Here is a 26,339-nt window from a genome sequence, read left to right as displayed (position 1 = left end):
CCGGGCCTAGGCCGGCGCGAGGGCCTTGTTGAGCACGGCGCGGATACGTTTCTCGGACACGGAGTATGCAGTCCCCAGTTCGACGGCGAAGAGGCTCACCCTGAGCTCCTCAATCATCCAGCGCACCTGTGCCAGCTCCGCACCGGCGCGGCGTCCGGGCAGCAGGGCCGACACGGCGTCGTCGTAGTCGTCTTCCAGGCGCTGGACGGCGGCCATGCCGAGGGCGTCGCGCTGGACATTGCCCGGCAGGCGTTCGAGCCGTTTTTCGATGGCCGCCAGGTAGCGCGGCAGCTGACTCAGCTGGGCGTAGCCGGTGCGCGCCACAAAGCCCGGGAAAACCAGCTGCTCCAGCTGGCTCCTGATGTCGTTCAGGGCGCTGATCAGGGCAAGGCTTGTGGTGCCCTTCAGTTGCTTCTCGATGCGCCGGGTGCTGGCCAGGATGCGCTCCACTACGGCCGTGACGCTGAAGACGGTGTCGATGAGTTCGGCGCGGACCTGTTCGTACAGGGCATCAAAGGACGCCTGGTCCCAGGGGAGCTCGGCGGGGGTCAGTTTGTCGATGGCGGCGAGGGCGCAGTCTGCGATGAGGGCGGACACTGAACCGTGCGGGTTTTGGCTGAAGGTCAGCTTTTCCGTGTTGTTGAGGTGCTCCAGTACGTAGCGGTCCGGTGCCGGAACCCGGAGGGCCAGGAGCCGGATCACACCGCCCCGCATGGCTTCCAGCTGCTCCGATGATGTCTGGAAGACCCGCAGCGCCACGGAGGCCCCTTCGTCCACCAGCGCAGGGTAGCCCGTCACGGTGTGGCCCTTGACGGTGTTGCTCACCTGCCGCTGCACCGTGCCGAAGGTCCAGGCTGTCAGGCCGCTTTGCTCCCGGAAACCCGGGGTCGATCCGTTGGCGCCGCCTGCTTCCGACGCCGCGGCGCGGGCTCCGGAGGCCTTTCCTGCCAGCTTCGGAACAGTAGTGCCGGGAGTCGCCCCGAGCGATTCGGCAATGGCGCGGCGCGTTGCCGGCGCCAGCCGTTCCTGCAGGGCGGCCAGGTCCTTGCCCTCGTCCAGCACCTTTCCCTTGCTGTCCACCACTTTGAAGCTCACCCGCAGATGGGAGGGCACAGCGTCCCAGTTCCAGGAGCCGGGCGGGATGATGTGGCCGCGGATCCGGCGCAGGGCCAGTTCCAGTGACGCTTCCAGTTCGTCGACGGCGGGGTCGAAGTCCGCTTCCAGCGCAGCCACAGCCTGCCGTGCCACGTCCGGGGCGGGAACAAAGTTCTTCCGGATCTGCTTGGGGAGGGACTTGATGAGCGCCGCGACCAGCTCGGCGCGCTGTCCCGGAATCAGCCACCGGAAAGCGGCATCATCGAGCTGGTTCAGGAAGAGCACCGGCACTTCGGCCGTGACGCCGTCGGACGGGTTCGGTGGTGAACCGGGCGCCACCGGGTGGAATTCGTAGCTGAGCGGCAGCTCGAAGCCCTTATGCAGCAGGGTCTTTGGATATGCGGCCTCGTCCAGGTCATCGGCGTCGTCATTGAGCAGCAGCGACTTGTCGTAGTCCAGGAGGTCAGGGTTTTTCTGCCTGGCGTCCTTCCACCACTTGTCGAAATGCCGCTCGGACACAACCTCGGGGCCGATCCGTGCGTCGTAGAACTCGAACAGCGTTTCGTCGTCCACCAGAAGGTCGCGGCGGCGCATCCTGGCTTCGAGCTCTTCGACCTCCAGGAGGAGGGCGCGGTTCCGGTGGAAGAACTTATGGTGTGTTTTCCAGTCGCCTTCCACCAGCGCGTGCCGGATGAACAGCTCGCGGGCCAGCACCGGATCCACCCGGCTGTAGTTGACCCGGCGTTGGGGGATGATCGGAACGCCGTACAGCGTGACCTTCTCATACGCCATCACCGCGCCCATCTTCGTGGACCAATGTGGCTCGCTGTACGTGCGTTTGACGAGGTCGGGCGCCACCTGTTCGGCCCAGACGGGATCGAACTTCGCCGCCACCCTTGCCCACAGGCGGCTGGTCTCCACCAGTTCCGCCGCCATCACAAATGTGGGGGACTTCTTGAACAGCGCAGAGCCGGGGAAGATTGCGAAGCGGCTGCCGCGGGCGCCCATGTACTCGCGCTTGCGTTCGTCAAGGATGCCGATGTGGCTGAGCAACCCTGACAGCAGGCTGATGTGGATGCCCTCGTGGTTGCCCACGGGATCGGCCAGCCTTTTGTTGTCCAGGCTGATTCCGAGTGGCCGGGCCAGCTGCCGGAGCTGGGCGAACAGGTCCTGCCATTCCCTGACCCGCAGGTAGTTGATGAATTCGTTCCGGCACAGGCGCCGGAACTGGGTGGACGAGAGTTCCTGCTGTTTCTCCTGCAGGTAGTTCCACAGGTTCAGGAAGCCCGTGAAGTCCGAGTTCTCGTCGCGGAAGCGGGCGTGCTTCTCCGCGGCGAGCTGTTGTTTGTCGGTCGGACGCTCGCGCGGGTCCTGGATGGTCAGGGCCGCGGCAAGGATCATCACTTCGCGGACACAGCCGCGCTTGCCGGCTTCCACGATCATCCGGCCGAGCCGGGGATCGACGGGGAGCTGGGCGAGCTTATGGCCGACGGCGGTCAGCCCGCCGCCCTTGCCGGGCGACCGGTCCGCATCCTTGGCGCCGGCACCCGGGCGCCGGGCGCCGTCGGCCGCTGTCTTGTCTCCGTTGTCCTGGGTGCGGGCGGCACTCAAGGCGCCAAGCTCGCGGAGGAGGGTGACGCCGTCGTTGATTGCCCGCGAGTCCGGCGGCTCCACAAAGGGGAAGTTCTCCACGTCCTTGGGACCGCGGGCTACGCCCATGGCTGTCATCTGCAGGATGACGGCCGCCAGGTTGGTGCGCAGGATCTCGGGATCCGTGAACTGCGGCCTGGACTCGTAGTCCTCTTCGGAATAGAGCCGAATGGCGATGCCGTCGGAGACTCGGCCACACCGGCCGGAGCGCTGGTTGGCCGAAGCCTGCGAAACCCGTTCGATCGGCAGCCGCTGGACCTTGGTGCGGTGCGAGTAGCGGGAGATGCGGGCGGTGCCTGTATCGATGACGTACTTGATGCCGGGAACCGTCAGGGACGTTTCGGCCACGTTGGTGGCCAGCACAATGCGCCGCTTGCTGCCCGGGTGGAACACCTTGTGCTGTTCCTGCAGGCTCAGGCGGGCGAAGAGCGGCAGGACCTCGGTGCCGGCCAGACGGCGGTTGGACTGGATCCTTGCGTTGAGTGCCTCGGCTGCGTCACGGATTTCGCGCTCGCCGGAAAAGAAGATGAGGATGTCACCCGGAGCCTCGCCGGCGAGTTCGTCCACAGCGTCGCAGACGGCGTCGAGCGGATCGCGGTCCTCTTCGAGTTCGTCGTCGGAGGCGTCAGCGTCTTCGCTGTCGGCGGGCCCGCCTGCAGGCTGCGACAGCGGCCGGTACCGGATTTCCACCGGGAACGTCCGTCCGGACACCTCGATGATGGGGGAGGGCTCGTCATCGCTGCCGAAGTGCTTGGCGAAACGCTCCGGGTCGATGGTGGCCGACGTAATGATGATCTTGAGGTCCGGCCGCTGCGGCAGGATCCGCTTGAGGTACCCGAGGATGAAGTCGATGTTGAGGCTTCGCTCGTGGGCCTCGTCAATGATGATGGCGTTGTATTTGCGCAGCAGCTTGTCGCGCTGGATTTCCGCCAGGAGGATGCCGTCCGTCATGAGCTTGACCTTGGTGGAACGGCTGACTTCGCCGGTGAACCGGACCTGGAACCCCACCTCCTGGCCGATCTCGACGCCGAGCTCCTCCGCGATGCGCTCGGCTACCGTCCGCGCTGCAAGCCGCCGCGGTTGGGTGTGCCCAATGAGGCCGTTGTCGCCCAAGCCCAGTTCCAGGCACATCTTGGGGATCTGGGTGGTCTTACCGGAGCCGGTCTCGCCGGCGATGATGGTCACCTGGTTGGCGGCGATGGCGGCCATCAGGTCCTCGCGGCGCTCGGAAACCGGCAGCTCTGCGGGGTAGGAGATGTGAAAAGTCATGGCTTGAACCAGTCTACTGTGGGCCGCGGGGGCCCTTGTGACGGGCGTTGTACAACGGGGGGCCGCGACGGGCAACCGCGGCGGGCGTTGTGCCGCGCGCCCAGGTGCGGACGACGCCGTCGTACCTCAGCTTGTGATCCGCCGCCCGGACACCACCGGCTGGCTCCCACCGCCGCACACAGAAGGACCCGGCCCTGACGAGCCGGGTCCTTGCAAGTTGAAGGGGACGTGGGCGGGTGCGGCGGTCAGAATATGCGCAGCGTGTAGCTGGTGCTGGGCAGGTCCAGGGCGGACCAGGCCTGGTCGGACGTGACAGGCGGGGTGTGGCCGAGGCCGTCACGCAGGAGCGCAGATGCGGTGGCGGCGAGGACGAGGAGGAGCAGTACAACGATGATGATTCCGAAGATTTCCATGACTCAATGCTGCTCCGGTGCGCATTCAACAAACAGTGGCAGAAATGCCCAAAAAGCTATAATTTCTGCCACAATGGATTCATGCTCAAATCAGTGGCAGTCATCGTGGTTCCCAACTTCTCCATCTTCGAATTCGCTACCGCGTGCGAGGTTTTCGGCATCGACAGGACCGCCCGCGGAGGTGGCGTGCCTGCCTTCGACTTCCGCGTCTGCACACCCGAACCGGGAAACGTCAGGCTCAAATCCGGCCTGTCCATGAACGTTCCCCTGGGGCTCGATGCCACGGCGGACGCTGACCTGGTGGTCATGGCGCCGTACGGGCGGGACGAAGACGTCCCCGAGTCCGTGATGGAGGCGCTGCGCGCCGCTGACGCCCGTGGGGCGTGGGTGATGTCCATTTGCTCAGGAGCTTTTGCGCTGGCCCGCGCCGGCCTGCTCAACGGCCGCCGCTGCACCACGCACTGGCACTATTCGACCGAGCTCGCGAGCCGGTACCCGGACGTACAGGTGGATGAGAACGTGCTCTACGTCCAGGACGGGAACATCATCTCCAGTGCAGGCACGGCGGCGGGGATCGACGCCTGCCTCCACCTGGTGCGGGTGGAACTGGGCGCCAACGTGGCCGCCGCGATTGCGCGGGACATGGTGGTGCCGCCGCATCGCGACGGCGGGCAGGCGCAATTCATCGACCGGCCCATGCCCACCTGCGGCTCCGCGCCGATGGAGGAACTGCTGCGCTGGATGGTTCAGAATCTTGACCGCGAGCACACCGTCGGCGAGCTGGCTTCCCGGGTGCACATGTCGCCGAGGACCTTCGCGCGCCGGTTCCGCTCGGAGACGGGCGCGACGCCGGCGGCGTGGCTCAACTCCCAGCGCGTCCTTCGGGCGCAGGAATTGCTGGAATCCACGGACCTCAACATCGACGAAGTGGCCCGGGAGTCGGGATTTGGCCATCCGGTGCTGCTCCGGCACCACTTCTCCAAGGTGCTGGACACCAGCCCGCAGTCCTACCGCCGGGCCTTCCGGGGGCAATTGGCGACTGCTGGCTGAGTGGGGACCCGCCGCTACGGAGCGGCTGGCCTGTGCTGCCCGGGCTTGTCCTCGGCGGCTGCCCGGGCACTGTCCACCAGCACCCGCCAGGGGCCGGTGACAGCCTGCTCCGGCAACGCCGCCCGCCGCTGGCCTGCCCGGATGGCATAGATGAAACGGTCAGCCTGGTTTCCCGCCGCCTGAGCGGCTGCCGCCCTGACAGTTTTAGGCACTGCGTCCCACGGGCACGCTTCGACAATGGGCTGCCACTGGCTTTTGGCGCTCTCGGTCTGGGCGTGCACTGTCCATACTCTTGTGAGGGCGGCGACGCCGCCGCTGCGCTCCACGCTGATCTTCATGGCGGGTCCCGGGCTTTCCTGCAGCCTGGCCGCTGGGTGGAAGGCGGCGAAGGCATTCAACTAAAGCTTGACCTTCACAGTTTCCCACGCCTGCCGCACGGCGTCATGCTCCGTGGAACCGGTGCCAAAAAGTTCGACGGCGGACGCCGCCGTCGCCCTCGCGAACACACTGAAGGTGGCTGTAGTGGGTAACGAACCGCCGGTGAGGGTCTCGTACCAGATCCGGCCCGGGGACTCCCAGGCATTGCCTCCCAGTGCCTCCGCGAGGAGATAAAACGCACGGTTGGGAATACCCGAGTTGATGTGGACGCCGCCGTTGTCCGCGCTCGTGCGTACGTACGAATCCATGGAGTCCGGCTGTGGGTCCTTCCCGAGGACGTCGTCGTCGTACGCGGTGCCGGGAGCCTTCATGGAACGCAAGGCTGACCCTTCCACCTGCTCAGTGAAGAGGCCTTCGCCGATGAGCCAGCTGGCTTCCTTGAAGGATTCCTGATTTAGGTATTGCTCCACCAAGGCACCGAAAACGTCCGACATCGATTCGTTGATGGCGCCGGCCTGGTTGCGGTAAGCCAGACCCGCCGAGAATTGCGTGACCCCGTGGGCGAGCTCATGGCCGATAACGCTGAGTGACCGGGTGAAGCGCTCGAAAACCTCGCCATCGCCGTCGCCGAAAACCATCTGGCTTCCGTCCCAGAAGGCGTTGTCGTAGAGCTTTCCGAAATGGACTGTGGCATCAAGGGGAAGCCCTTCACCATCAATGGAGTTCCGGCCGAAGACCTCAGCGTACAGGCGGTGTGTGTGTCCGAGTCCGTCGTAGGCTTCGTCCGCCGCTTCGTCGCCCGAGGCCGGTTCGCCCTCCTTGCGGACGAGCTTGCCGGGGAGATTCTCGGCGCCGCCGGCGTCGTAGATGCTTCGGTTAGGTGGGCCCGGCTGGACCTGCCGGAGCCCCGGGGGAGTAGTCCTGGCTGGCTGGGCGCGGGACTCCTGGACGGACCGGACATGGCTCAGGGCCTCCTTCGCGGCCCGGGCCGCCGCAGAAAACTGCGGCGCGTCCTGGCGGGCCAGCCGGCGCAGCAGGTAAGGCGGAATGATGGAACAGAATGTGGCTGAAGTATGCATGGCCTACCCCCTCAAGTTGGTTGGAACAGCCTACGAGGGGCCACCGACAAAGTCCTGCAAACACACCCCGGGCGCGAACGTACACTTGTGGCCCTCGCCTCGCTGGCTTGAGGGTGCGTGGAGAAATAGTGCCGGAGCTGTGAATCGCAGCGAAAAGTGGCGGGCTTTCTTGAGCGGTAACTGTCGCCCGGTTAGCAGGGTTGTTATGGGTTCGCGCAGCTGTGTATGTGACTTCATATCTGAACAAGTCGATGGTAGAACCGATGACGGGTGGCTGTGGATAACTCTGGGCGCTGAAATGTGACCTGGGCTACCCTTAAGGCATTGTTCGGAGCGAGGCGTCTTGAAACTATTGGGGGAATAGCTGCCCATGACATCGCACAATCTCTTCACGTCCCGGCGCGTGCGTCTGGCACCACTCGCGGCTTGTGCGGCTGCCGCTTTGGCCTTAGCTGGCTGCAATATGGGCAGCGATCCCAACAGCGGCGGCACCCCGTCCCCGTCCGTGTCTAAGACGGAGTCGGCGACACCGAGCGCGACGCCAACTCCTTCTCCTACAGCGGTCTACAGGCCTGCAGATGCCAGCGGCCCGGCGCAGAACGTGCCAATTCCGGTGTTGCCAGATGTGGCTAAGACGGAGACGAAGGAAGGGGCGCTGGCCTTTGGCAGCTTCTTTTTCAGTGTTTTGAGCTACGCCTACGAGACTGGCGACCTGACGCTCCTCGAGAACGTGGCGCCAAAGACCTGCGCACCTTGCCAGAAGTCTTCTGAGGCTATCCGGGCGTGGCACTCCGAAGGAAGATGGCTCGCCGGTGGCAAACTGACGACTCCAACGGTGGAGACGACCTTTTCGAAGGACAACGAGGCGAAGTACAAGGTGGCCGTTCAAGTCCACCAGGAGCCGCTCTCGTACTTCCGAGCAGACGGAACATTGGCACGCACGGATCCTCAAGCCGCGGACTCTGGAAATTTGCTCGTAGTTTCGTTCCAGAACAATTCGTGGGTACTTCACGAAGTCGGAAGCATTGTTGGTTGACCCGTGTCCGGGACTCGATACTTTGGATACCCCGTATCTTTCGCTGCAGCGATCTTGCTCACGGTCCTCCTTGGGTCCCCGGCGCGCGGTGCTGAAAGCGAGGACCCTGATTTCGATGGAGCGTGGAAGCCTGATGCTGTGGAGATTGGCGGCTGGACCTGGGACCCTGAAACCCAAGACTATGGGCGGTTGGAACCTGGGAGCCCCAATACAGAACCCAACATCTACAAGTACGAACTCCAATGTCACCTTGGCGGTGGGGACTTCAATTCTGTCTGCCTGCGGGACCAAGTTGACTGCAAGAGCGGGCCAGAAGGCAGGGAAGAAGGAATCCCAGTTATTTGGTTGTCGGCCCCCAAAGGCTTTGCGAATCCCGTCTGGTCCTATCACTCCGGCCCCACGTGCCTTTACGACGCGAAGCCTGAGGACCTGCTGCCCCGCATCGCTGCCGACATCCAAAGGCAGTTTGAGAGTCTGCCGATCAACGCCGGCACCGTCGTGGCCCAGCCAAGCCCGCACACCCTGCGCGGTGCAGAAACAAACTTCTACGCCGAGGCTTCCGAACAGCAGTTCGACGTCACCATGTTCGGGCAGCGGGTGCACGTTGTTGCCACCCCCGTCCAGTACACCTGGAACTACGGCGACGGCACGGCGCTCGGCCCTCAGCCGTCCATGGGCGGACCCCTTCCGCAGGAGCGCTGGGGCGAGAAGACCCGGACCAGCCACGCCTATGCGGAAACCGGCGACTTCCAGGTTGTGCTCACCACGTCATTCCAAGGGACGTATTCCGTGAACAACGGTCCGCCGCTGCCCATCCCAGGTCAGGGACAGTTCAGTGCCGCGCCGCAGACCGTCAGCGTCTGGCGGTCCATCACGCGAAACTACGCCGACAACTGCAACCAGAATCCGCAAGGCCAGGGCTGCCCTGGAGCCCCGTCGGCCCCATAAAGCCGAGGCGGGCCTGAGGTGCTCATTCATGCGAAGGTAGCGGCCCTGAGGTGCTCGTTCGCGCGATTGGGAGGGCCACAAGTGTACGTTCGCGCGATTGGGAGGGGCGCAAGTGTACGTTCGCGCGATTGGGAGGGGCGCAAGTGTAGGTTCGCGCGATTGGGAGGGCCGCAAGTGTACGTTCGCGCGATTGGGAGGGGCCGCAAGTGTACGTTCGCGCAGTTCGGGCCGAGGGAACGCGAAAACCCCTACCGCTTTTCCAAGCGGCAGGGGTTTCGTTGTGCCCTCGATAGGATTCGAACCTACGACCTTCTGCTCCGGAGGCAGACGCTCTATCCCCTGAGCTACGAGGGCAATCCAGGGTTCCTGCTGTTGCCAGCGGGACGTCCTAGAGCTTAGCAGGAAGGTGGCCTGCAAGGAAAAACGACTCGCCTCAGTACCCGGAAAACGAGTCCACATGCACGCGCCGCGCACCTGCCTTCTTGGCCGCGCGGCGCAGCGAAGCCACGCTGCCGGGAGATCCGGAGACGTAGACCGTACGTGCCGCGATATCGGGCACGAGGGCCTGCAGTGATGCCCCGTCCAGTCGGGCACCCCCGCCGGCGCCCGCAGCAGTCCCGGCCCCAGTGATGAACGACGGCGGGACGGAACCGTCCGCGAGGCGGGCAATGATCCGCGCTCCCGACGTACGAAGCTCATCGGCGTAGGCAATCTCTTCAGCGTTTCTTGCCAGCAGCAGCAGAACCACGTCCCGGTCCTGCGCTGCCCCGGAGGCCAGGTGCGCCAGATAGGGCGTGATGCCGATCCCGGCCGCTATCAGCAGCAGCGGCGTGGCCGGATCCCGCGGCAGGACGAAGTCCCCTCCCACGGAAGTGGCGGTCACCTGATCGCCCGGCTTCAGCGCGAGCAGCACCTTCTTGGCTGCGGACAGGGGCTCTGCCGTCCGGACTCCAAACCTGACCGAGGCCGAGCCCGGGGCGCTGGTCAGGCTGAACACCCTGCGCCGCCCCTTGCCGTCGGATTTGGCGTGCGGAAGATCGAGCTCCATGTACTGTCCCGGGACAAAGCGGACGGGCCGGGACGGCTCAAAAGCGAACTCTGTGGTGCTCGGCGTCAGGGGACGGGAACCGGTGAAGCGCAGTTTCAACCCGCCCCGTTGTCCCGCCAGGAACGCCAGCAGGTTACCCAGCAGCAGGGCCAGCTCCGGGGAGTTGGCGACAAAGCCGAGGTTGTACGGCACCGCAAACACCACCCCCACCACCGCGGCCAGTGCGAGCTGCTGCCATCGGCGCGGTGGAAGCGTCAGCGGCTCCGTCAGCATGAAGCCCACAAAAAACAGGAGGGGGCGTTGCGCCAGCGCCTGCCAGAGCGCGCCGCCGAAGGAGAAGCCGGCCTGCAGCAGCTCTGCGCTGATGATCGCGGTGGAAACCACGAGGAAAACCGCGGCCATCAGAAACTTGCGGGTTCGGTAAAGCACCAGCAGGATGCCGGGGACCAGCAGCCACAACATGGCCGGGGTCGCGGCCCACCACGTCGCAATGTTCATCCCCGTCAGCCCGGTGATGAATGCCCCGGCCGCGGCCGGGTTGAAGATATGCCGGCCACGCCACGCGAGCGCGTACTTGGAGGCGGAAGCCAGGACACACGCCAGCGCCACTCCTGCCAAGTCCATGGGTACAAACGTGGGCCAGAACAGGAAGTAAAGGAGCAAGCCGGTGATGAGCGAGGATTCGGAATGCGGTCGCACCCGAAACAGCGCGGCCAGCCCCCGGTTAGACACATAGGTCAGGCCAAGGCACAGCGCCAGGTGGACCACCATCTGTGGGATGCCGAACGTGAGCCACCCGAGGACGTTCAGCAGGAGGCTGTACAGGGCCAATGCTGCCAGGACCAGCAGGATCAGCCGGTACATCGTGTACTTGCCCAGCAGGGTATCCAGCCGGCCGGCAGGGGAAACGGCTGCGCCCGCCTTGGGGGCGTCAACGGGGGTCATGTGAAAAGTGTCCCTTCAAATCCGGCCGAATAGGCCGCGCTGCCATCAGAAAATACCGTCAGCCAGGAAAAATCAAAGGTGCGTTCCAGCACCGCGCCGGGAACGAAGAACAGCGCTGTTGCAAGGGCGTCGGCCACCATGGTGCTTTCCGCCATCGTCCATGTAGCCACCGCAGTGCTGACGGGACGCCCGGTGGTTCCTTCCAGCACATGGTGCAAGCCGTCGCCCCACACCCGACGGTTTGAGGCAGATGCGCACAATGCCCCGCCTGCCAGCGACACCGTGCCGATGGCCCTGGTCGGATCGTACGGATGCTCCATGGCCACCGTCACAGGGTCAGGGCCGCTGTGAAGCAGGTCCCCGCTGGCATCGATCAGGAAGTTGTCCTCCCCGTGTGAACGTAGTTCCGCGGCCAGGAGATCCACGAGCTGCCCTTTCCCCGCGGCTCCGATGTCCAGGACCAGCGGGACGGAAGTTATTAGTTCGCTGCCGTCCCAGGCCAGGGCATCCTCCCAACGGGGCGCTGGAACCGGCGGGCCTGCGGGCCGGAGGGAATAGGACGCGTCGTACCCCAGCTGTTCCAGGCTGCCACCAATCAACGGCGTCATGGCCCCGGCCGTGATGTCGTACAGGGTGCGGTACAGACTGCCGAGGGCAGCCGCCTCTTCCGGCAGTTCGTACCGCCCCGCCGCGCGGGTCATGGCAGTGACGGTTGAATCGGGCCGGAACCGGGACCAGTCGCCGTCGTACCGCTCGACAACGGCCAGCAGCCGCGCGCTGAGGGTGCCGTTAATGGGCCGGGGCGTGGATATTTCCCAGCGGGTGCCGATCCCGTCGAAGGTGAACCCGTCCCAGTCCGGCTGCGGCACGGTTTACTGGGCCTCCGCCTTGATCTTGTCCACTGCCTGGTTGAAGCCGCCGCTGGTGAGCGAGGACCCCGCCACCTTGGAGACGTTCAGTTCGTCGATGCTCTTTCCCACGATTTGATCTGCAATCCCGCCGGCAAACTCGCCCTGGAATTTCCGGGTGTTTGGGTTGGAAGGATGCTGCGTGATGTTGACTGCTGTGACATTGCCCGAAGCGAGGGTCAGTTCCACGCCGACAGTTTCGGTGCCGTTCGGGGAAACGTACGTGCCGTCGGCGCTGTACGTACCGTCCTTGTAGACGGAACCGCTGCTGGCGAGCGAGGACGACGTGCTCGAGGGGGTGGAAGCGGATGCTTCGGGTGAGGTGCCCCCGGTGGTTGCCGGCGTGCCCTGCGTGGCGGACGGCGCACAGCCGGCCACCGTTCCTGCGAGGGAAAGGCCGGCGATGCCGGCGAAAACACTCTTGCGGACTGACGGTCTCATGAAGGGTCTCGTTTCGTGGGCTGGGTGCTTACTGTGTTCTCAACGTCGGATTCAGCGTAATGGTTCAGCCTGTGATTCGTCCGTGCGCCGCTGTGTCTGAAGACCACGGCGGCCGGACATAGCCAGGGCGCCCCTCAACGCTCAAATTCGTCCACGTGGCGGCCGCCGGTAGGCTAGAGGGGTGACTCCCGAAGAACTCTCCCTCGCCATATCCGCCTGCCTGAAAGACGCCGTCGCCGCTGGCGAAATTGCGCTTTCCGCATCAGCTGTCCCTGATGTGGTGCGCGTGGAGCGACCGAAGAACCGGGAACACGGCGACTGGGCCACCAACATCGCCCTTCAGCTCGCCAAGCAGGCCGGGACGAACCCGCGCGAACTCGCCACGATCCTCAGCGCCCGGCTGAAATCCATCAACGGCGTCTCGGCCGTGGACATCGCCGGTCCAGGCTTCCTGAACATCACGGTGGATGCCGCCGCGGCCGGCGCCCTGGCCAAAGCCATCGTGGAAGCCGGGCGGACATACGGCACCAACTCCGCGCTCGCAGGCCACACCGTGAACATGGAATTCGTCTCCGCCAACCCCACCGGACCGCTGCACATCGGACACACCCGCTGGGCCGCCCTCGGGGACGCCATCGCCCGCGTGCTGCGCGCTTCCGGAGCCGAGGTCACCGCCGAGTACTACATCAACGACGCCGGCACACAGATGAACGTGTTCGCCCACTCCGTCTACAACCGGCTCCACGGCCTCCCTGTGCCCGACGGCGGCTACCCCGGCCAGTACATCGCCGACCTCGGCCATGAGGTACTTACCGAGCACCCTGATATCCGCGAGCTCACCGAGGTCGCTGCCCTCCCCGTCATCCGCGCCGCCGCCTACAAAGCCCAGATGAAGGACATCAAGTCCACCCTGGCGGACTTCGGCGTCGAGTTTGACGTGTTCTTCTCCGAGCAGGAACTGCACGACGCCGGCGCGATCCAAAGCGCCGTTGCCCGCCTCCGCGAACAGGGCCACGTGTTCGACGACGGCGGTGCCGTCTGGCTGCGGACCACCGACTTCGGGGACGACAAGGACCGTGTGATGATCCGGGCCAACGGTGAGCCCACCTACTTCGCCGCCGATGCCGCTTACTACCTCTCCAAGAAGGACCGCGGCTTCACCGAAAAGATCTACCTCCTCGGCGCTGACCACCACGGCTACATCAACCGCCTGAAGGCCATCGCGGCCTGCGCAGGAGATGACCCGGACCGGAACATCGAGGTGCTGATCGGCCAGCTGGTCTCCGTCAACGGGGCCAAGCTGTCCAAGCGTGCCGGCAACATCATCGAGCTCAAAGACCTCATCGACTGGCTGGGCAAGGACGCCGTGCGGTATTCCCTGGCCCGCTTCCCGGCGGATTCACCGCTCACCCTGGACCCGGACCTGCTGAAGAAGCACAGCAACGAAAACCCGGTCTTCTACGTCCAGTACGCCCACGCGCGCACCCGCGGCGCGGCCCGCAACGCCGTGGCTGCAGGCGTGGATCGGAGCGCGTTCAACGCTTCCCTGCTGGACCACGCCACGGAAAATGAGCTGCTTTCCTACCTGGGCAGCTACCCCTCCATCGTGGCCAAGGCGGCGGAGCTGCGTGAGCCGCACCGTGTGGCCCGCCACCTGGAAGTGATTGCCGGCGCCTACCACCGCTGGTACGACGCCTGCCGGATCGCTCCCATGGGCGACGAGCCGGTTACCGACGTCAACCGCACCCGGCTGTGGCTCAATGACGCCACCAGCCAGGTGCTGGCCAACGGCCTTGACCTCCTTGGCGTTTCCGCGCCGGAACGGATGTGATTCCCATGCCAGTGCAGACCGGAAATGCAGCGTCCCCGCTTGCTCCCGACTGGCTGACGGTGCCGGCGGACCTGAACGCCCTCCACGAGCCCATGTGGGCAGGCAGCGTGCAGCGGAACGACGACGGCGTCCTCACGGTGGGCGGCCTCGACGTCGCAGCCCTGAAGGAACAGTTCGGAACGCCGCTTTTTGTGATGGACGAAGCCGACTTCCGTGCCAGGGCGCGCGCCTTCAAGGACGCCTTCGACGCAGCCTTCCAGGACATCTGCGGGGGAGTGGACGTCTACTATGCCGGCAAGTCCTTCCTCTGCACCGCCGTTGTCAAGTGGGTAGAGGAAGAGGGCCTGCGCCTGGACACCGCCTCCGGCGGTGAACTGGCAGTAGCCGCGCGCGCCGGCATTCCCGGTGAGCGGGTGGCGCTGCACGGCAACAACAAGTCCGACGCCGAAATCAACCGGGCGCTGGATATGGGACTGGGACGCATCGTGGTGGACAGCCTCGACGAACTGGTCCGCGTTGGCACCATCGCGCACGCCCGCGGTCAGCAGGCCAAGGTCATGCTCCGGCTCACCCCAGGGGTCCACGCACACACGCACGAGTTCATCGCCACGGCCCACGAGGACCAGAAGTTCGGCCTGTCCATGGCCGGGGACTCCACCGACAAGGAAGGCCTCTCCGCGGCCGAGGAGGCGGTGGCGGCAGCCTCCGCGCATCCCGGCATCGAACTGCTGGGCCTGCACTGCCACATCGGGTCGCAGATCTTCGAGCCTGACGGCTTCGCACTGGCTGCCGAAAAGCTGCTGCGGTTCCTCGCAGCCGTGCAACGGAAGTACTCCATTGAACTGCCTGAGCTGGACCTTGGCGGCGGCTACGGTATTGCCTACACACCCGTTGACACCCCCCGCCCCGCAGCCGACATCGCGACGGCGATGGCCGCCGTCGTGCGTTCCACCTGCGCTGAACTGGGCATCACGTCCCCCCGGATCTCCATTGAGCCGGGCCGCGCCATCGTGGGCAGCACCACGTTCACGCTGTACGAGGTGGGCACGCTGAAAACGGTCCGGGTTGACGCGGAAGGGCAGGAGAACGTTACGTATCCGCGCCGCTATGTGTCAGTGGACGGCGGGATGAGCGATAACGCCCGCCCGGTGCTCTATGACGCCGATTATTCGGCGATTCTCGCCTCCCGCACCTCCACGGCGTCCCCGCAGCTGTCCCGCGTAGTGGGCAAACATTGCGAGAGCGGCGACATAGTTGTTAGAGATGTATATCTGCCCGAGGACGTGGCAGCCGGTGATCTGCTTGCTGTACCGGGTACCGGCGCCTACTGCTGGGCCCTGTCAAGCAACTACAACTATCTGGCCCGGCCGGGCGTTGTCGCGGTGCGCGACGGATATGCCCGGCTGATTGTCCGCGGGGAAACCGAAGAAGATCTGCTTAACCGCGACATGGGAGTGCCGAATGACTGAATTGCGAACCCTGAAAGTGGCCCTGCTGGGCTGTGGCAACGTTGGGGCCCAGGTTGCGCGGATTCTCATTGAGGACGCCGACGCCCTTGCCGCCCGTACCGGTGCACACCTGCAGCTCAACGGCATCGCCGTACGCAACGTGAATTCCAAGCGGGACGTTGAACTCCCGCAGGAGCTGTTCACCACCGACGCCGAGACCCTGGTCAAGGACGCCGACCTGGTGATCGAGCTGATGGGCGGCATCGAACCTGCCCGCACGCTGATCCTCTCGGCGCTCCGCAATGGCGCCTGCGTGGTCACCGGCAACAAGGCACTGCTTGCCCAGGACGGCCCCACGCTGTACGAAGAAGCAGACAAGGCAGGCTTGCAGCTCTCTTACGAAGCCGCCGTAGCCGGAGCCATCCCCATCCTGCGACCCATCCGCGACAGCCTCGCCGGCGACCGCATCACCCGGGTCCTTGGCATCGTCAACGGCACCACCAACTTCATCCTGGACCAGATGGACTCCACCGGCGCCCAGTTCGCGGACGCCCTCGCCGAAGCCCAGCGGCTCGGCTACGCGGAGGCTGACCCCACCGCAGACGTCGAAGGCCACGACGCCGCAGCGAAGGCCGCGATCCTCGCCTCCCTATCGTTCCACACCCGGTTTGCGCTGGAAAACGTCCACTGTGAGGGCATCACGTCCGTCAGCGCCGCCGACATCGCGGCCGCCAAGGACGCTGGATTCGTCATCAAGCTGCTCGCCATTGCCGAAAAGCTGACAGATGCCGACGGCGGCGAGGGAGTCTCCGTCCGGGTGCACCCGACGCTGCTTCCCCGCGAGCACCCGCTGGCTGCCGTCCGCGGCGCTTTCAACGCCGTCTTCATCGAAGCGGAAAACGCCGGCGAGCTGATGTTCTACGGCCAGGGTGCCGGCGGCACCCCGACCGCGTCTGCCGTGCTGGGTGACCTCGTCTCGGCAGCCCGCCGCCTGGTCCTCGGTGGTCCCGGCCGCACCGAGACCACTACCGGCCACGTTCCGGCCCTGCCGATCGACTCTGCCGTCACCAGCTACTACATCGGCCTGGACGTCGCCGACCAGCCCGGCGTACTGGCCAGGATCGCCCAGCTCTTCGCGGAGCACGGCGTGTCCATCGAGATCATGCGCCAGACCATCCACACGGACGCTGCGTCCAAGGTGGAGTCCGCCGAACTGCGGATCGTCACCCACCGCGCATCAGAGGCTGCCCTCGCAGCCACCGTCGAGGCCGTGAAGGGCCTGGACGTCATCAATTCAGTTACATCCGTTCTGCGGGTAGAAGGAGTCTAAGTGGCTCACCAATGGCGCGGTGTCATCCGCGAATACGCTGACCGTCTGCCCGTGACGGAATCCACCCGGGTGATCAGCCTGGGCGAGGGCGGCACCCCGCTGGTTCACGCCCAGAAGCTGTCCGAACTGACGGGTTCCACCGTGTACCTGAAGGTTGAGGGGATGAACCCCACCGGTTCGTTCAAGGACCGCGGCATGACCATGGCCATGACGGCCGCCGTCGAGTCCGGGGCCCAGGCCGTGGTGTGTGCCTCCACGGGCAACACCTCCGCCTCTGCCGCGGCGTATGCAACGGCGGCAGGCCTGAAGTGCGCCGTCCTGGTACCCGAAGGCAAGATCTCCATGGGCAAGCTGAGCCAGGCGATCGCGCACGGCGCAACGCTGCTGCAGGTGGACGGCAACTTCGACAACTGCCTGGACATCGCGCGGAAGCTGGGGGAGTCCTACCCGGTTTTCCTGGTCAACTCCGTCAACCCGGCCCGCATCCAGGGCCAGAAGACCGGCGCCTTCGAGGTTGTTGACGCCCTGGGCGACGCCCCGGACATCCATGTCCTGCCCGTCGGCAACGCCGGCAACATCACGGCGTACTGGAAGGGCTATAAGGAATACTCCGCGCCCTTCGAGTCCGCAACGGCAGGCACGCTTCCCGCCGTGTCCACCAAGACGCCGCAGATGTGGGGCTTCCAGGCCGCCGGTGCCGCACCGTTCGTGGCGGGGCATCCCATCACTGAGCCGGACACCATTGCCACCGCCATCCGGATCGGGAACCCCGCATCCTGGGACGGTGCCATCGCTGCCCGTGACGAGTCCGGTGGCTTCATCGACGCCGTGACGGACGAAGAGATCCTGGACGCCCACCGCTGGCTGTCCGCCCGCGAAGGCGTTTTTGTGGAGCCGGGCTCCGCCGCCGGAGTGGCGGGCCTGCTCAAGAAGCACGCCGCCGGTGACGTCCCAACAGGTAAAACGATCGTCATCACCGTCACCGGCCACGGCCTTAAGGATCCCCAGTGGGCACTCCGCACGGAAGACGGCAGTGACGTACAGCCGGTCAAGGTCTCCAACGATGTTGTGACCGTCGCGGCCGAATTGGGACTGGAAGAAAAGTAGCCGTGGAAACCACCTCTCCCACCACTGTTGGCCTGCCTGTCATCGAGGCCGGACAGCGCGTCACCGTCCGGGTCCCGGCCACCAGCGCCAACCTCGGCCCGGGATATGACAGCCTGGGCCTGGCCCTGACGTTGCACGACACCCTGACCGTGGAGAGCCTGGAAACCGATGAACTGCTTTTCGAGCTCAGCGGCGAAGGGGCTGAAACGCTGCCGCGGGATGCCAGTCACCTGGTGGTCCGGGCCATGGAAGCCGCCTTCGAACGGCTGGGTTACCGCCATGGCGGCCTGAAGATCACCGCGAAAAACGTCAACCCGCACGGCCGGGGCCTGGGTTCATCGGCTTCGGCTGTAGTGGCTGCAGTCTCCGCGGCCAATGCCATGGTGCCGGACGCCGGGCAGCGGGGGCGGGACTGGATCCTCCAGCTCACCAGTGAACTGGAAGGCCACCCGGACAACGTCGCACCAGCCATTTTCGGCGGACTGGCGCTGTCCTGGCAGGACAGTGACCAGTACAGCAGCACGTGTGCCACCGTGCTGGAGTCGGTGATCCCGATTGTTGCGGTGCCTGACTTCGAGCTGTCCACGGAAGCCGCCCGTGCGCTGCTGCCGGCGTCGGTTGGCCACCACGCCGCGGCCATGAACTCCGGCCGCGCCGCGCTGCTCATCCATGCGCTGACGCAAAAGCCCGAGTTCCTGCTCGCAGGCACCGAGGACTTCCTGCACCAGAGCTATCGCGCGGAGGCCATGCGGCCCAGCGCGGCGCTGATCAGTGCGCTGCGGAAGGCAGGACACGCGGCCGTCGTCTCGGGCGCCGGTCCCACGGTCCTGGTGCTGGCCGCCGGCGAGGCGGACGCCGCCGTGGTCCTGGACTTCATCGAAGCCTTTACGGCGTCAAACACGCCGGACATCGCCTGGCGCGTGCTGAAGCTCGCAGTGGACGTCGAAGGTGCTAAGGTGGACTTGCACCGGCGGTAATTCCGCCTATCTGATCTGCAGCTGCATTCAGTTGTTATTTGATCTCCTACTGCGCAATATTTTCCGGTGCCACCTGCTTGGTCTGTCGCAGGAATCTGCAGCATGAAGTGTCTGCCCCTGAACCGTCAGTCCAGCGTTCCGCCATTAATCGGAGCGTGAGGTGATCAGTATCCGGCCCTGCTGGCCGAAATCCAACCGGCAAGGCCGAACAATCCGGCTACAGATCTGAACTGCAGCCCAGATCAAATCATCGCGTCCAGCTCCCAGTCTGGACGCCGTCGAGGGGGAAGGATCCTTCGTGACCGAAACCACTGAGCTGTCACCAGCTGTGGAACTATCATCTTCTGCTGCCGAATCACCGGCCGCACCCGCCAAGAGCAGCGGCCTTGCCGGCCTGAAGCTCGCCCAGCTGCAGGCTCTCGCCAGCCAGCTGGGTATTTCCGGCGGATCCCGCATGCGCAAGGGGGACCTTGTATCGGCCATTTCGGCCCATCGCGCAGGCACTCCCGCCACCAAGGCACCGGCCAAGGCTGCCGAAAAGGCGACTGAAAGCCCCGTTGCTGCCGCGCCTGCCGCTGCTGAGACTGCTGAGGCTCCGGCCGCAGAGGGAACCCGTGCCCGTGGGCGTGGACGCAGCCGTCGCGCCGTCAGCGATGGAGTGGTTGCCGCCCCCGCCGCGACAGCAACCGAGGCCCCGGCCGCCAGCCCGGCTGAAGCTCCGGTGGCCCAGCCCGCCGAATCCGGCGAGTCAGCGGAAGGCACCGGCGAACGCCGCCAGCCGCGCACCCGCAACCGCCGCCGCGGTGAAGCAGCGGCCAGTGCCCCGCAGGCTGCCGAGGCCGCTGAAGCTCCGGCAGAACAGCCGGCCGCCGAACAGCGCCAGGCAGAAGCCCCGCGCGCGGAGGCCCAGCGCACCGAAACCCCGCGCACCGAAACCCAGCGCACCGACGCCCAGGGTGCGGAGTCCGGCGACGGCCAGCGATCGGACCGCCGTGAAGGCGGACGTACCCGCGGCGCCCGCGACACGGCCGTTCGGGAGACAACCGACGGCGGCCGCGACAACGCAGGCAGCCGCGAGGCCGGCCAGCGTGAAGGCACCCGCCGTGACGACACCCGCGACAGCGACGAGGCAGACGGCGGAAGCCGCCGGAACCGCCGCAACCGCCGGGACCGGAACGACCGCAATGACCGCTCAGGCGGCCAGGACAGCCGGGACAACTCCCGCAACGACCGTTTCCGCGACCGGAACGACCGCCGTCGGGGACGCGCGCAGGGACCGGACGTCGACGACGTCGAGGTCACCGAGGACGACGTCCTGCTGCCCGTTGCCGGCATCCTGGACGTCCTGGAGAACTACGCGTTCATCCGCACCTCCGGTTACCTCCCGGGCCCGAACGACGTATACGTCTCCCTGGCCCAGGTCAAGAAGTACAACCTGCGCAAGGGCGACGCCGTAGTTGGCGCCATCCGCGCTCCGCGTGACGGCGAAGACCGCAGCCAGCAGTCCGCCCGCCAGAAGTTCAACGCCCTGGTCCGCGTGACGTCAGTCAATGGCAAGACCTCCGAAGAACTCAAGGACCGCGTCGAGTTCGCCAAGCTGGTACCGCTGTACCCCTCCGAGCGCCTGCGCCTGGAGACGGACCCCAAGAAGATCGGGCCCCGCGTCATCGACCTGGTTGCCCCGATCGGCAAGGGCCAGCGCGGCCTGATCGTCTCCCCGCCGAAGGCCGGCAAGACGCTCATCCTGCAGTCCATCGCCAACGCCATCACCACCAACAATCCTGAGGTCCACCTCATGATGGTGCTCGTTGACGAACGCCCCGAAGAAGTCACGGACATGCAGCGCACCGTCAAGGGCGAGGTCATTGCCTCCACCTTCGACCGTCCCGCCGACGACCACACCACCGTGGCCGAACTCTCCATCGAACGCGCCAAGCGCCTCGTGGAAATGGGCATGGACGTGGTGGTCCTCCTTGACTCCATGACCCGCCTGGGCCGCGCCTACAACCTGGCAGCACCGGCCTCCGGCCGCATCCTGTCCGGTGGTGTGGACTCCGCCGCGCTGTACCCGCCGAAGCGGTTCTTCGGTGCAGCCCGCAACATCGAAAATGGCGGCTCGCTGACCATCCTGGCAACCGCCCTCGTGGAGACCGGTTCCAAGATGGACGAGGTCATCTTCGAAGAGTTCAAGGGCACAGGCAACATGGAGCTCCGCCTGTCCCGTCAGCTCGCGGACAAGCGAATCTTCCCGGCCGTGGACGTCAACGCGTCCGGCACACGCCGCGAGGAGAACCTGCTTTCTCCCGAGGAAGTCAAGATCATGTGGAAGCTGCGCCGCGTCCTCTCCGGACTTGAAACGCAGCAGAGCCTTGAGCTGCTGACCAACAAGATCCGGGAGACCCAGAGCAACGTCGAGTTCCTTATGCAGGTCCAGAAGACGACGCTTGGTGCGAAGTCGGATAACGACAAGTAGCTGAGCTCACCGCTCAAAATATGCCGGCCCCGCCCCTACGCCGGGTGGCTTGCGATCTACGATCCCAAGCCACCCGGCTCCGGCAGGCCCGAAGCCACTCCCCGGCCGGCATATTTTGAGCGGTTCGTCGTTAAGCCACCGTTTCGCGTTACTAGACTTGTAAGAGTCGAAAGAGGTTTTGAAATGTTTGAGTCCGTACAGGGCCTGCTTGATGAGCATGATGCTATCCAGGCGCAGCTTGGTGATCCTGCTGTTTATGCTGACCAGCGGCTGGCCCGGAAGCTGGGGCGGCGGTCTGCCCAGCTGAACGGCATTGTGGAGGCCTACCACAAGTGGGAAGGCCTGCAGGATGATCTTGCCGCGGCCAAGGAGATGGCTGCCGAAGATCCGGAGTTCGCCGCTGAGGTGCCTGAACTGGAGGCCGCCATGGAGGCGGCGTCGGCCAAACTCCGCCGGCTGCTGATTCCCCGTGACCCTGACGATGCCCGCAACGTGATCCTTGAAGTCAAGGGCGGTGAAGGCGGCGACGAGGCAGCGCTGTTCGCCGGCGACCTGCTGCGGATGTACACCCGGTACGCGGAATCGCGCGGCTGGAAGACCGAACTCATCTCCGCCACCGAATCTGACCTGGGCGGGTACAAAGACGTCCAGATGGCCGTCAAAGGCAACTCCAACGATCCCGCCGAAGGTGTTTATGCCCGGCTCAAGTTCGAGGGGGGTGTGCACCGCGTTCAGCGTGTGCCCGTTACGGAATCGCAGGGCCGTATCCACACCTCGGCTGCCGGTGTCCTTGTCCTGCCGGAAGTTGACGAGCCGGAAGAGCTCGAGATCAACCAGAACGACCTCAAGATCGATGTCTACCGGTCCTCGGGGCCTGGTGGGCAGTCCGTGAACACCACCGACTCCGCCGTCCGCATCACCCACCTTCCCACGGGGATCGTCGTGGCGATGCAGAACGAAAAGTCGCAGCTGCAGAACCGCGAAGCAGGCATGCGTGTCCTCCGGGCCCGCATCCTGGCGCACCAGCAGGAGCAGATCGACGCCGAGAACTCGGCCCAGCGCAAGTCTCAGATCCGCACCATGGACCGCTCTGAGCGCATCCGCACTTACAACTACCCGGAAAACAGGATCGCGGACCACCGCACCGGCTACAAGGCGTACAACCTGGACCAGGTCATGAACGGCGACCTTGAGCCCGTGATCCAGTCCGCCATCGAGATGGACGAACAGGCACGCCTGGACGCCATCGGCGAATAGCCGCCTGTTGACATGCCTGGTACGGAGCGGACCCTCGCGGCGGCCGTCAGGGAGGCGACGGCCATCCTGAAGCAAGCCGGCGTCCCCAGCCCCCGCGTGGACGCGGAACTGCTCGCCGACCACCTGCTCGGAGTAGGCCTCGGCCGGCTCCGGGCCATGATGCTGGGGGAATCTCCGGCACCGGTGGGCTACGACGACTTGGTGGCCGAACGGGCGCAACGGATCCCGCTGCAGCACATCACCGGAGTTGCGCACTTCCGTTATTTGGAACTCGCCGTCGGGCCTGGCGTGTTTGTCCCGCGGCCCGAAACTGAGTCCGTGGTCCAGTTGGTCATTGACTACGTCAAAGGCATGGAACACCCGCGGATTGTGGATTTGGGCACCGGCTCCGGGGCGATCGCCGGTTCCATTGCCCACGAGGTTCCCGGCGCGGAGGTGCATGCCGTGGAGTACAGTCCCTTCGCGCACGCATGGGCCGCGAAGAACCTGTCGCCCCTCGGAGTGGAACTCGTCCTGGGAGACCTGCGGGACGCGCTGCCCGAACTCAACGGAACCTTCGACGTCGTCATTTCGAATCCGCCCTACATCCCGGCAGAAGCCATCCCCAACGAACCGGAGGTTGCGCTCCACGATCCGCCGGAAGCCTTGTACGGCGGGGGAGCGGACGGCATGGAACTCCCGACGGCGGCGGCAGCCTCCGCTGCCCGGCTGCTGGTTCCCGGCGGCTACTTCGTGATGGAACATGCAGAGGTCCAGGCCGGCTGGATCAAGACGATGTTGTCGCGGTCCGGCGTGTGGAGCGGAATCAGCACACACCTGGACCTCAACGGTAAGGAACGCGCAACCAGTGCCGTGCTGTCCGGGCCGCACCGCGAGTGATGAAAGAATAAAACAGTGACCACAACCTACAACTGCACGTCAGACGATCAGCGCGCCCTGGGGCTGGAACACGCCCAGCGCGCCATCAGCGAAAAGAAGTGCGTGGTGTTTCCCACGGACACGGTCTATGGAATCGCCGCCGATGCCTTTTCGCCGCAGGCTGTCACCATGCTGCTGGTTTCCAAGGGACGTGGCCGCAGCATGCCGCCGCCGGTGCTCATCCCGCGGATCAATGCCCTGGACGGGCTCGCCACCGATGTGTCCGCGGACGCCCGGAAACTCGCGGAAGCATTCTGGCCCGGCGGGCTGACGCTGATCCTGCACGCCCAGCCGTCCCTGGACTGGGACCTGGGTGACACCAAGGGAACCGTCGCCCTGCGGATGCCCGCCGACGAGGTGGCCCAGGAACTGCTCACGCTGACCGGCCCGCTCGCGGTTTCGTCGGCCAACCGGACCGGCCACGCCGCCGCGCAAACCGCGGCCGAGGCGCGGGAGCAGCTTGCCGAGTCGGTGGAGGTCTACCTTGAAGGCGGATTCCGACCCCTGGAGGGCACCGAGGGTGTTCCTTCGACGATTGTTGATGCCACCGGACCCCTGCTCCGCGTGGTCCGGAACGGTGCCGTCTCCCTGCAGCAGCTGCGGGAGCACGTTCCCGGAGTGCTGGGGCTAGGCGAAATCCCGATGGCTGAAGAACCGGCCGACGAACCTCCGGTGACTGAAGCTCCCGTGGACGACGCTGCGGTGCCTGAAACTCCAGGCGATGACCGTTCCGCCGATGAAATTCCGGTGGCTGTAGCTCCGATAAACGAAACTGCAGATGAACCTTCCGCAGGCGCAGCCGGCGCGGAGCCTGCCGGGCCCAAACAGGAGCCAAAAGCGTGATGACCCTGCTCCGACAGCGCATCCCGGTCCTGGGAGTCGACGCCACGCCCCTGAAAGTTGACGAGCTGATGAGTGTGCTCGAAGGGTTCGTGGGCGACGGCCGGACGCGGACCGTCGTCGGCCATAACCTTCACAGCGTGACACTGACGCACTCCGATCCCGGCTTCCGCCGGCTCTATGAGGACAGCGACGTTGTGCTCCTGGACGGTGCGCCGGTGCTTTGGCTGTGGAGCCGCACCGGCCAGGCATCCGGGCCTGTCATGGAGTACCGCCTTGGCTCAACCGACTGGATCCCTGCATTGGGGCAGCTGGCAGGACTGGAACGGATCGCGGTGGTCGGGGCCGGAACCGAGGCGAACGCCAAGGCCGTGGCAAGGCTGGAAGGCATTGTCCCGTCCGCCACGGTCACAGGTTTTCCCGGCGAAGGCTGGAACGACGACGTCGAGGACAACGCCGCCGCCTGGCTCATCGGACAGCGTCCCCAGCTTGTACTGCTGGGACTGGGCATGCCTTTGCAGGAATCAGTGCTGCAGCGCAGGCTGGACACCCTTCCACCGGCCATCTACTGCACCGTGGGCGGAGCGATTGAGCAGATCGCCGGAGTCCAGAAGCTGGCTCCCCGCTGGCTGGGACGGTTGGGGCTTGAGTGGGCCTGGCGCCTGCTTCTGCACCCGAGGAGGGTGGCCTACCGTGTTTTCGGTGAGCCGTGGGTGCTGCTGTGGCTGCTTGCCCGACGCCGCCTCAGACGAACCGCCTAGAACTTCTGGTCCTCCAGGGGAGCGAATCCCTTGGCACGCAGGCCCGTGGTGAAGGACCTGGCCCAGTCCAGGAACCCGGCCAGGTCCCGGCGCTGGACAAAATAGCCGGCATAGCCGCCGACATCGGCCACGAACGACTTGATCCGGAAATAGCGGCGGATCAGGTAGCCGCGGTTGCGGTAGTAGTAATAGCGCTTGAAAGCCGACTCCGGCACGATGACATGCCAGCCGGCGCCATAGACGTGCTTGGTTTCCGAGAAAGCATGCGGATGCGTGATGGCCGTGGTGGTTGCGGTGCCGAACCGGATGCCTGCCTTGCGGAGCCGAATCGTGAAGTCCACTTCATCGCCACGGATGAAGAGGCGCATGTCCGGCAGGCCCACCTTGAAGAAGACATCCGATCGGATCAGAGCACCGTTAAAGAAGTGCCCGTCATCCGGCAGGAAGCCCACTTTCTCTACCTCCGCACGGTCATGCGTGACTTTTCCGTCAAGCCGGAAGAAGAAGGACAGCCGGTCGGGCTGGCCGGGTGCGACAACGAGGGGAACCACGGCTTCGAGGTCACGGGCCTCAGCTTCGCGAAGCAGGATGGCCAGGCATTCCGGGTCCGCCGGTTCGGCGTCATCATCCATCATCCAGATCCATTCGGCCCCGCTGGCAACGGCCTTGAGCGCTGCCAGGGCGAAGCCTCCGGCGCCGCCGAGGTTGGCCTCCGAACGGACGTAGTCCACGTTGGGATGCGTTGCGGCTACGTCACGTGCGGGACTCGTGCCGCTGTCAATGAGGCAAATGCTATCCACTGTTACGGACTGTGCGTTGATGGCGTCCAACAGAATGGACAGTTCGCGGTGACGGTCGAAGGTCACCGCAGCAACAGCAATACGGGGGGTCATGGACTTCCTTTCAGCATGGCTGACAGGGAATTCCCCGCTCGCAGTGCGCCGTGTGGCGCGAAGCCATGAAGCCGTTGGCGCTAGTATCTTTGACTAGAGTCCACTGTAATACAGCCCTGTAAGGCACTGCGTACACGAAAAAAGCACTGCCTGCTGCGCGCCCGGCGACGGAGAAGTTTCATTTATCGAAGAACAGATCCCCGGCCAGTGAGCCCATCGACCACGGAACAGCCAATGATGTGGC

The 26,339-nt window shown here is 65.3% G+C and carries 21 protein-coding genes and 1 tRNA gene; 13 read left to right on the top strand and 9 right to left on the bottom strand.

Going from position 1 to position 26,339, the window contains the following annotated elements:
• Positions 1–6: 6 nt before the first annotated feature.
• Both hrpA and AU175_RS22060 read right to left on the bottom strand, forming a co-directional pair.
• Positions 7–4,014, bottom strand: coding sequence for an ATP-dependent RNA helicase HrpA (hrpA, locus tag AU175_RS17395; RefSeq protein WP_066292522.1), 4,008 nt, complete (start codon positions 4,012–4,014; stop codon positions 7–9).
• Positions 4,015–4,259: 245 nt separating this feature from the next.
• Positions 4,260–4,427, bottom strand: a complete 168-nt coding sequence (locus AU175_RS22060; protein ID WP_197497169.1) for a hypothetical protein — start codon at positions 4,425–4,427, stop codon at positions 4,260–4,262.
• Positions 4,428–4,508: 81 nt separating this feature from the next.
• Here AU175_RS22060 and AU175_RS17390 point away from each other — a divergent pair, with 81 nt between their 5' ends.
• Positions 4,509–5,477 (top strand): GlxA family transcriptional regulator, encoded by a 969-nt coding sequence (locus AU175_RS17390; protein WP_066292520.1) that lies wholly within the window; start codon positions 4,509–4,511, stop codon positions 5,475–5,477.
• Positions 5,478–5,491: 14 nt separating this feature from the next.
• On the opposite strand, the gene AU175_RS17385 is transcribed toward AU175_RS17390, so the two are convergent.
• Together AU175_RS17385 and AU175_RS17380 are read right to left on the bottom strand one after the other, a co-directional pair.
• Positions 5,492–5,815 (bottom strand): protealysin inhibitor emfourin, encoded by a 324-nt coding sequence (locus tag AU175_RS17385; protein ID WP_066294392.1) that lies wholly within the window; start codon positions 5,813–5,815, stop codon positions 5,492–5,494.
• A 60-nt stretch (positions 5,816–5,875) separates the two neighbouring features.
• Complete coding sequence (locus AU175_RS17380) at positions 5,876–6,934, bottom strand: M4 family metallopeptidase (RefSeq protein ID WP_066292518.1); 1,059 nt, start codon at positions 6,932–6,934, stop codon at positions 5,876–5,878.
• Positions 6,935–7,397: 463 nt separating this feature from the next.
• On the opposite strand from AU175_RS17380, the gene AU175_RS21485 reads away from it, so the two are divergent.
• Entirely contained in the window at positions 7,398–7,970 is a 573-nt protein-coding gene (locus AU175_RS21485) for a DUF6318 family protein (protein WP_197497168.1), read from the top strand.
• 345 nt (positions 7,971–8,315) lie between these two features.
• Entirely contained in the window at positions 8,316–8,918 is a 603-nt protein-coding gene (locus AU175_RS22055; protein WP_231938640.1) for a PKD domain-containing protein, read from the top strand.
• A gap of 281 nt (positions 8,919–9,199) precedes the next feature.
• Here AU175_RS22055 and AU175_RS17365 read toward each other — a convergent pair.
• The 4 genes from AU175_RS17365 to AU175_RS17350 form a co-directional block, all read right to left on the bottom strand.
• Positions 9,200–9,272, bottom strand: a tRNA-Arg gene (locus AU175_RS17365).
• A gap of 79 nt (positions 9,273–9,351) precedes the next feature.
• On the bottom strand, positions 9,352–10,911 hold the full coding sequence (locus AU175_RS17360) for a ferredoxin--NADP reductase (protein WP_066292509.1): 1,560 nt from the start codon (positions 10,909–10,911) through the stop codon (positions 9,352–9,354).
• Positions 10,908–11,780: an FAD:protein FMN transferase gene (locus tag AU175_RS17355; protein WP_066292507.1), complete on the bottom strand. Its 873-nt coding sequence runs from the start codon at positions 11,778–11,780 to the stop codon at positions 10,908–10,910. The genes AU175_RS17360 and AU175_RS17355 overlap by 4 nt, the downstream gene beginning before the upstream one ends.
• 3 nt (positions 11,781–11,783) lie before the next feature.
• Entirely contained in the window at positions 11,784–12,260 is a 477-nt protein-coding gene (locus AU175_RS17350; protein WP_066292504.1) for an FMN-binding protein, read from the bottom strand.
• Positions 12,261–12,441: 181 nt separating this feature from the next.
• Between AU175_RS17350 and argS the strand changes: the two genes are divergently transcribed.
• The 10 genes from argS to AU175_RS17300 all read left to right on the top strand — a co-directional run bounded on the left by argS (position 12,442) and on the right by AU175_RS17300 (position 25,202).
• Complete coding sequence (gene argS / locus AU175_RS17345) at positions 12,442–14,091, top strand: arginine--tRNA ligase (RefSeq protein WP_066292502.1); 1,650 nt, start codon at positions 12,442–12,444, stop codon at positions 14,089–14,091.
• Positions 14,092–14,096: 5 nt separating this feature from the next.
• On the top strand, positions 14,097–15,560 hold the full coding sequence (gene lysA / locus AU175_RS17340; RefSeq protein ID WP_066294389.1) for a diaminopimelate decarboxylase: 1,464 nt from the start codon (positions 14,097–14,099) through the stop codon (positions 15,558–15,560).
• Positions 15,553–16,869, top strand: coding sequence for a homoserine dehydrogenase (locus AU175_RS17335; RefSeq protein ID WP_066292500.1), 1,317 nt, complete (start codon positions 15,553–15,555; stop codon positions 16,867–16,869). Before lysA ends, AU175_RS17335 begins: the two co-directional genes overlap by 8 nt.
• On the top strand, positions 16,870–17,976 hold the full coding sequence (thrC, locus tag AU175_RS17330) for a threonine synthase (RefSeq protein ID WP_066292497.1): 1,107 nt from the start codon (positions 16,870–16,872) through the stop codon (positions 17,974–17,976).
• 2 nt (positions 17,977–17,978) lie between these two features.
• Entirely contained in the window at positions 17,979–18,953 is a 975-nt protein-coding gene (gene thrB, locus AU175_RS17325) for a homoserine kinase (RefSeq protein ID WP_066292495.1), read from the top strand.
• A 298-nt stretch (positions 18,954–19,251) separates the two neighbouring features.
• The gene (rho, locus tag AU175_RS17320; protein WP_066292491.1) at positions 19,252–21,426 is read left to right on the top strand and encodes a transcription termination factor Rho; all 2,175 of its coding nucleotides are present in this window, start codon (positions 19,252–19,254) and stop codon (positions 21,424–21,426) included.
• Positions 21,427–21,609: 183 nt separating this feature from the next.
• The gene (gene prfA, locus AU175_RS17315) at positions 21,610–22,683 is read left to right on the top strand and encodes a peptide chain release factor 1 (RefSeq protein WP_066292486.1); all 1,074 of its coding nucleotides are present in this window, start codon (positions 21,610–21,612) and stop codon (positions 22,681–22,683) included.
• 12 nt (positions 22,684–22,695) lie between these two features.
• A complete protein-coding gene (prmC, locus tag AU175_RS17310) occupies positions 22,696–23,562 on the top strand; it encodes a peptide chain release factor N(5)-glutamine methyltransferase (RefSeq protein ID WP_066292484.1) in 867 nt (288 codons plus the stop codon).
• A 15-nt stretch (positions 23,563–23,577) separates the two neighbouring features.
• On the top strand, positions 23,578–24,444 hold the full coding sequence (locus tag AU175_RS17305) for an L-threonylcarbamoyladenylate synthase (protein ID WP_066292481.1): 867 nt from the start codon (positions 23,578–23,580) through the stop codon (positions 24,442–24,444).
• Positions 24,444–25,202 (top strand): WecB/TagA/CpsF family glycosyltransferase, encoded by a 759-nt coding sequence (locus tag AU175_RS17300; protein WP_066292478.1) that lies wholly within the window; start codon positions 24,444–24,446, stop codon positions 25,200–25,202. The genes AU175_RS17305 and AU175_RS17300 overlap by 1 nt, the downstream gene beginning before the upstream one ends.
• Here AU175_RS17300 and AU175_RS17295 read toward each other — a convergent pair.
• Positions 25,199–26,095: a glycosyltransferase gene (locus tag AU175_RS17295; protein WP_066292474.1), complete on the bottom strand. Its 897-nt coding sequence runs from the start codon at positions 26,093–26,095 to the stop codon at positions 25,199–25,201. The genes AU175_RS17300 and AU175_RS17295 overlap by 4 nt on opposite strands.
• Positions 26,096–26,339 lie beyond the last annotated feature (244 nt).

It is taken from the genome of Arthrobacter sp. B6 (assembly GCF_001663775.1).
In the GTDB taxonomy this organism is placed as follows: domain Bacteria; phylum Actinomycetota; class Actinomycetes; order Actinomycetales; family Micrococcaceae; genus Arthrobacter.
This window is presented reverse-complemented; position numbering and strand designations above follow the sequence as displayed.

Excerpts from the sequence above, each read along its gene's own strand:
- AU175_RS17350 (WP_066292504.1), bottom strand. The coding sequence starts at position 12,260 with ATGAGACCGTCAGTCCGCAAGAGTGTTTTCGCCGGCATCGCCGGCCTT.
- AU175_RS17385 (WP_066294392.1), bottom strand. The coding sequence starts at position 5,815 with ATGAAGATCAGCGTGGAGCGCAGCGGCGGCGTCGCCGCCCTCACAAGA.
- AU175_RS22060 (WP_197497169.1), bottom strand. The coding sequence starts at position 4,427 with ATGGAAATCTTCGGAATCATCATCGTTGTACTGCTCCTCCTCGTCCTC.
- lysA (WP_066294389.1), top strand. The coding sequence starts at position 14,097 with ATGCCAGTGCAGACCGGAAATGCAGCGTCCCCGCTTGCTCCCGACTGG.
- AU175_RS17335 (WP_066292500.1), top strand. The coding sequence starts at position 15,553 with ATGACTGAATTGCGAACCCTGAAAGTGGCCCTGCTGGGCTGTGGCAAC.
- AU175_RS17300 (WP_066292478.1), top strand. The coding sequence starts at position 24,444 with ATGACCCTGCTCCGACAGCGCATCCCGGTCCTGGGAGTCGACGCCACG.
- AU175_RS17390 (WP_066292520.1), top strand. The coding sequence starts at position 4,509 with ATGCTCAAATCAGTGGCAGTCATCGTGGTTCCCAACTTCTCCATCTTC.
- prfA (WP_066292486.1), top strand. The coding sequence starts at position 21,610 with ATGTTTGAGTCCGTACAGGGCCTGCTTGATGAGCATGATGCTATCCAG.
- AU175_RS17360 (WP_066292509.1), bottom strand. The coding sequence starts at position 10,911 with ATGACCCCCGTTGACGCCCCCAAGGCGGGCGCAGCCGTTTCCCCTGCC.
- AU175_RS17380 (WP_066292518.1), bottom strand. The coding sequence starts at position 6,934 with ATGCATACTTCAGCCACATTCTGTTCCATCATTCCGCCTTACCTGCTG.
- hrpA (WP_066292522.1), bottom strand. The coding sequence starts at position 4,014 with ATGACTTTTCACATCTCCTACCCCGCAGAGCTGCCGGTTTCCGAGCGC.
- AU175_RS21485 (WP_197497168.1), top strand. The coding sequence starts at position 7,398 with ATGGGCAGCGATCCCAACAGCGGCGGCACCCCGTCCCCGTCCGTGTCT.
- AU175_RS17295 (WP_066292474.1), bottom strand. The coding sequence starts at position 26,095 with ATGACCCCCCGTATTGCTGTTGCTGCGGTGACCTTCGACCGTCACCGC.
- prmC (WP_066292484.1), top strand. The coding sequence starts at position 22,696 with ATGCCTGGTACGGAGCGGACCCTCGCGGCGGCCGTCAGGGAGGCGACG.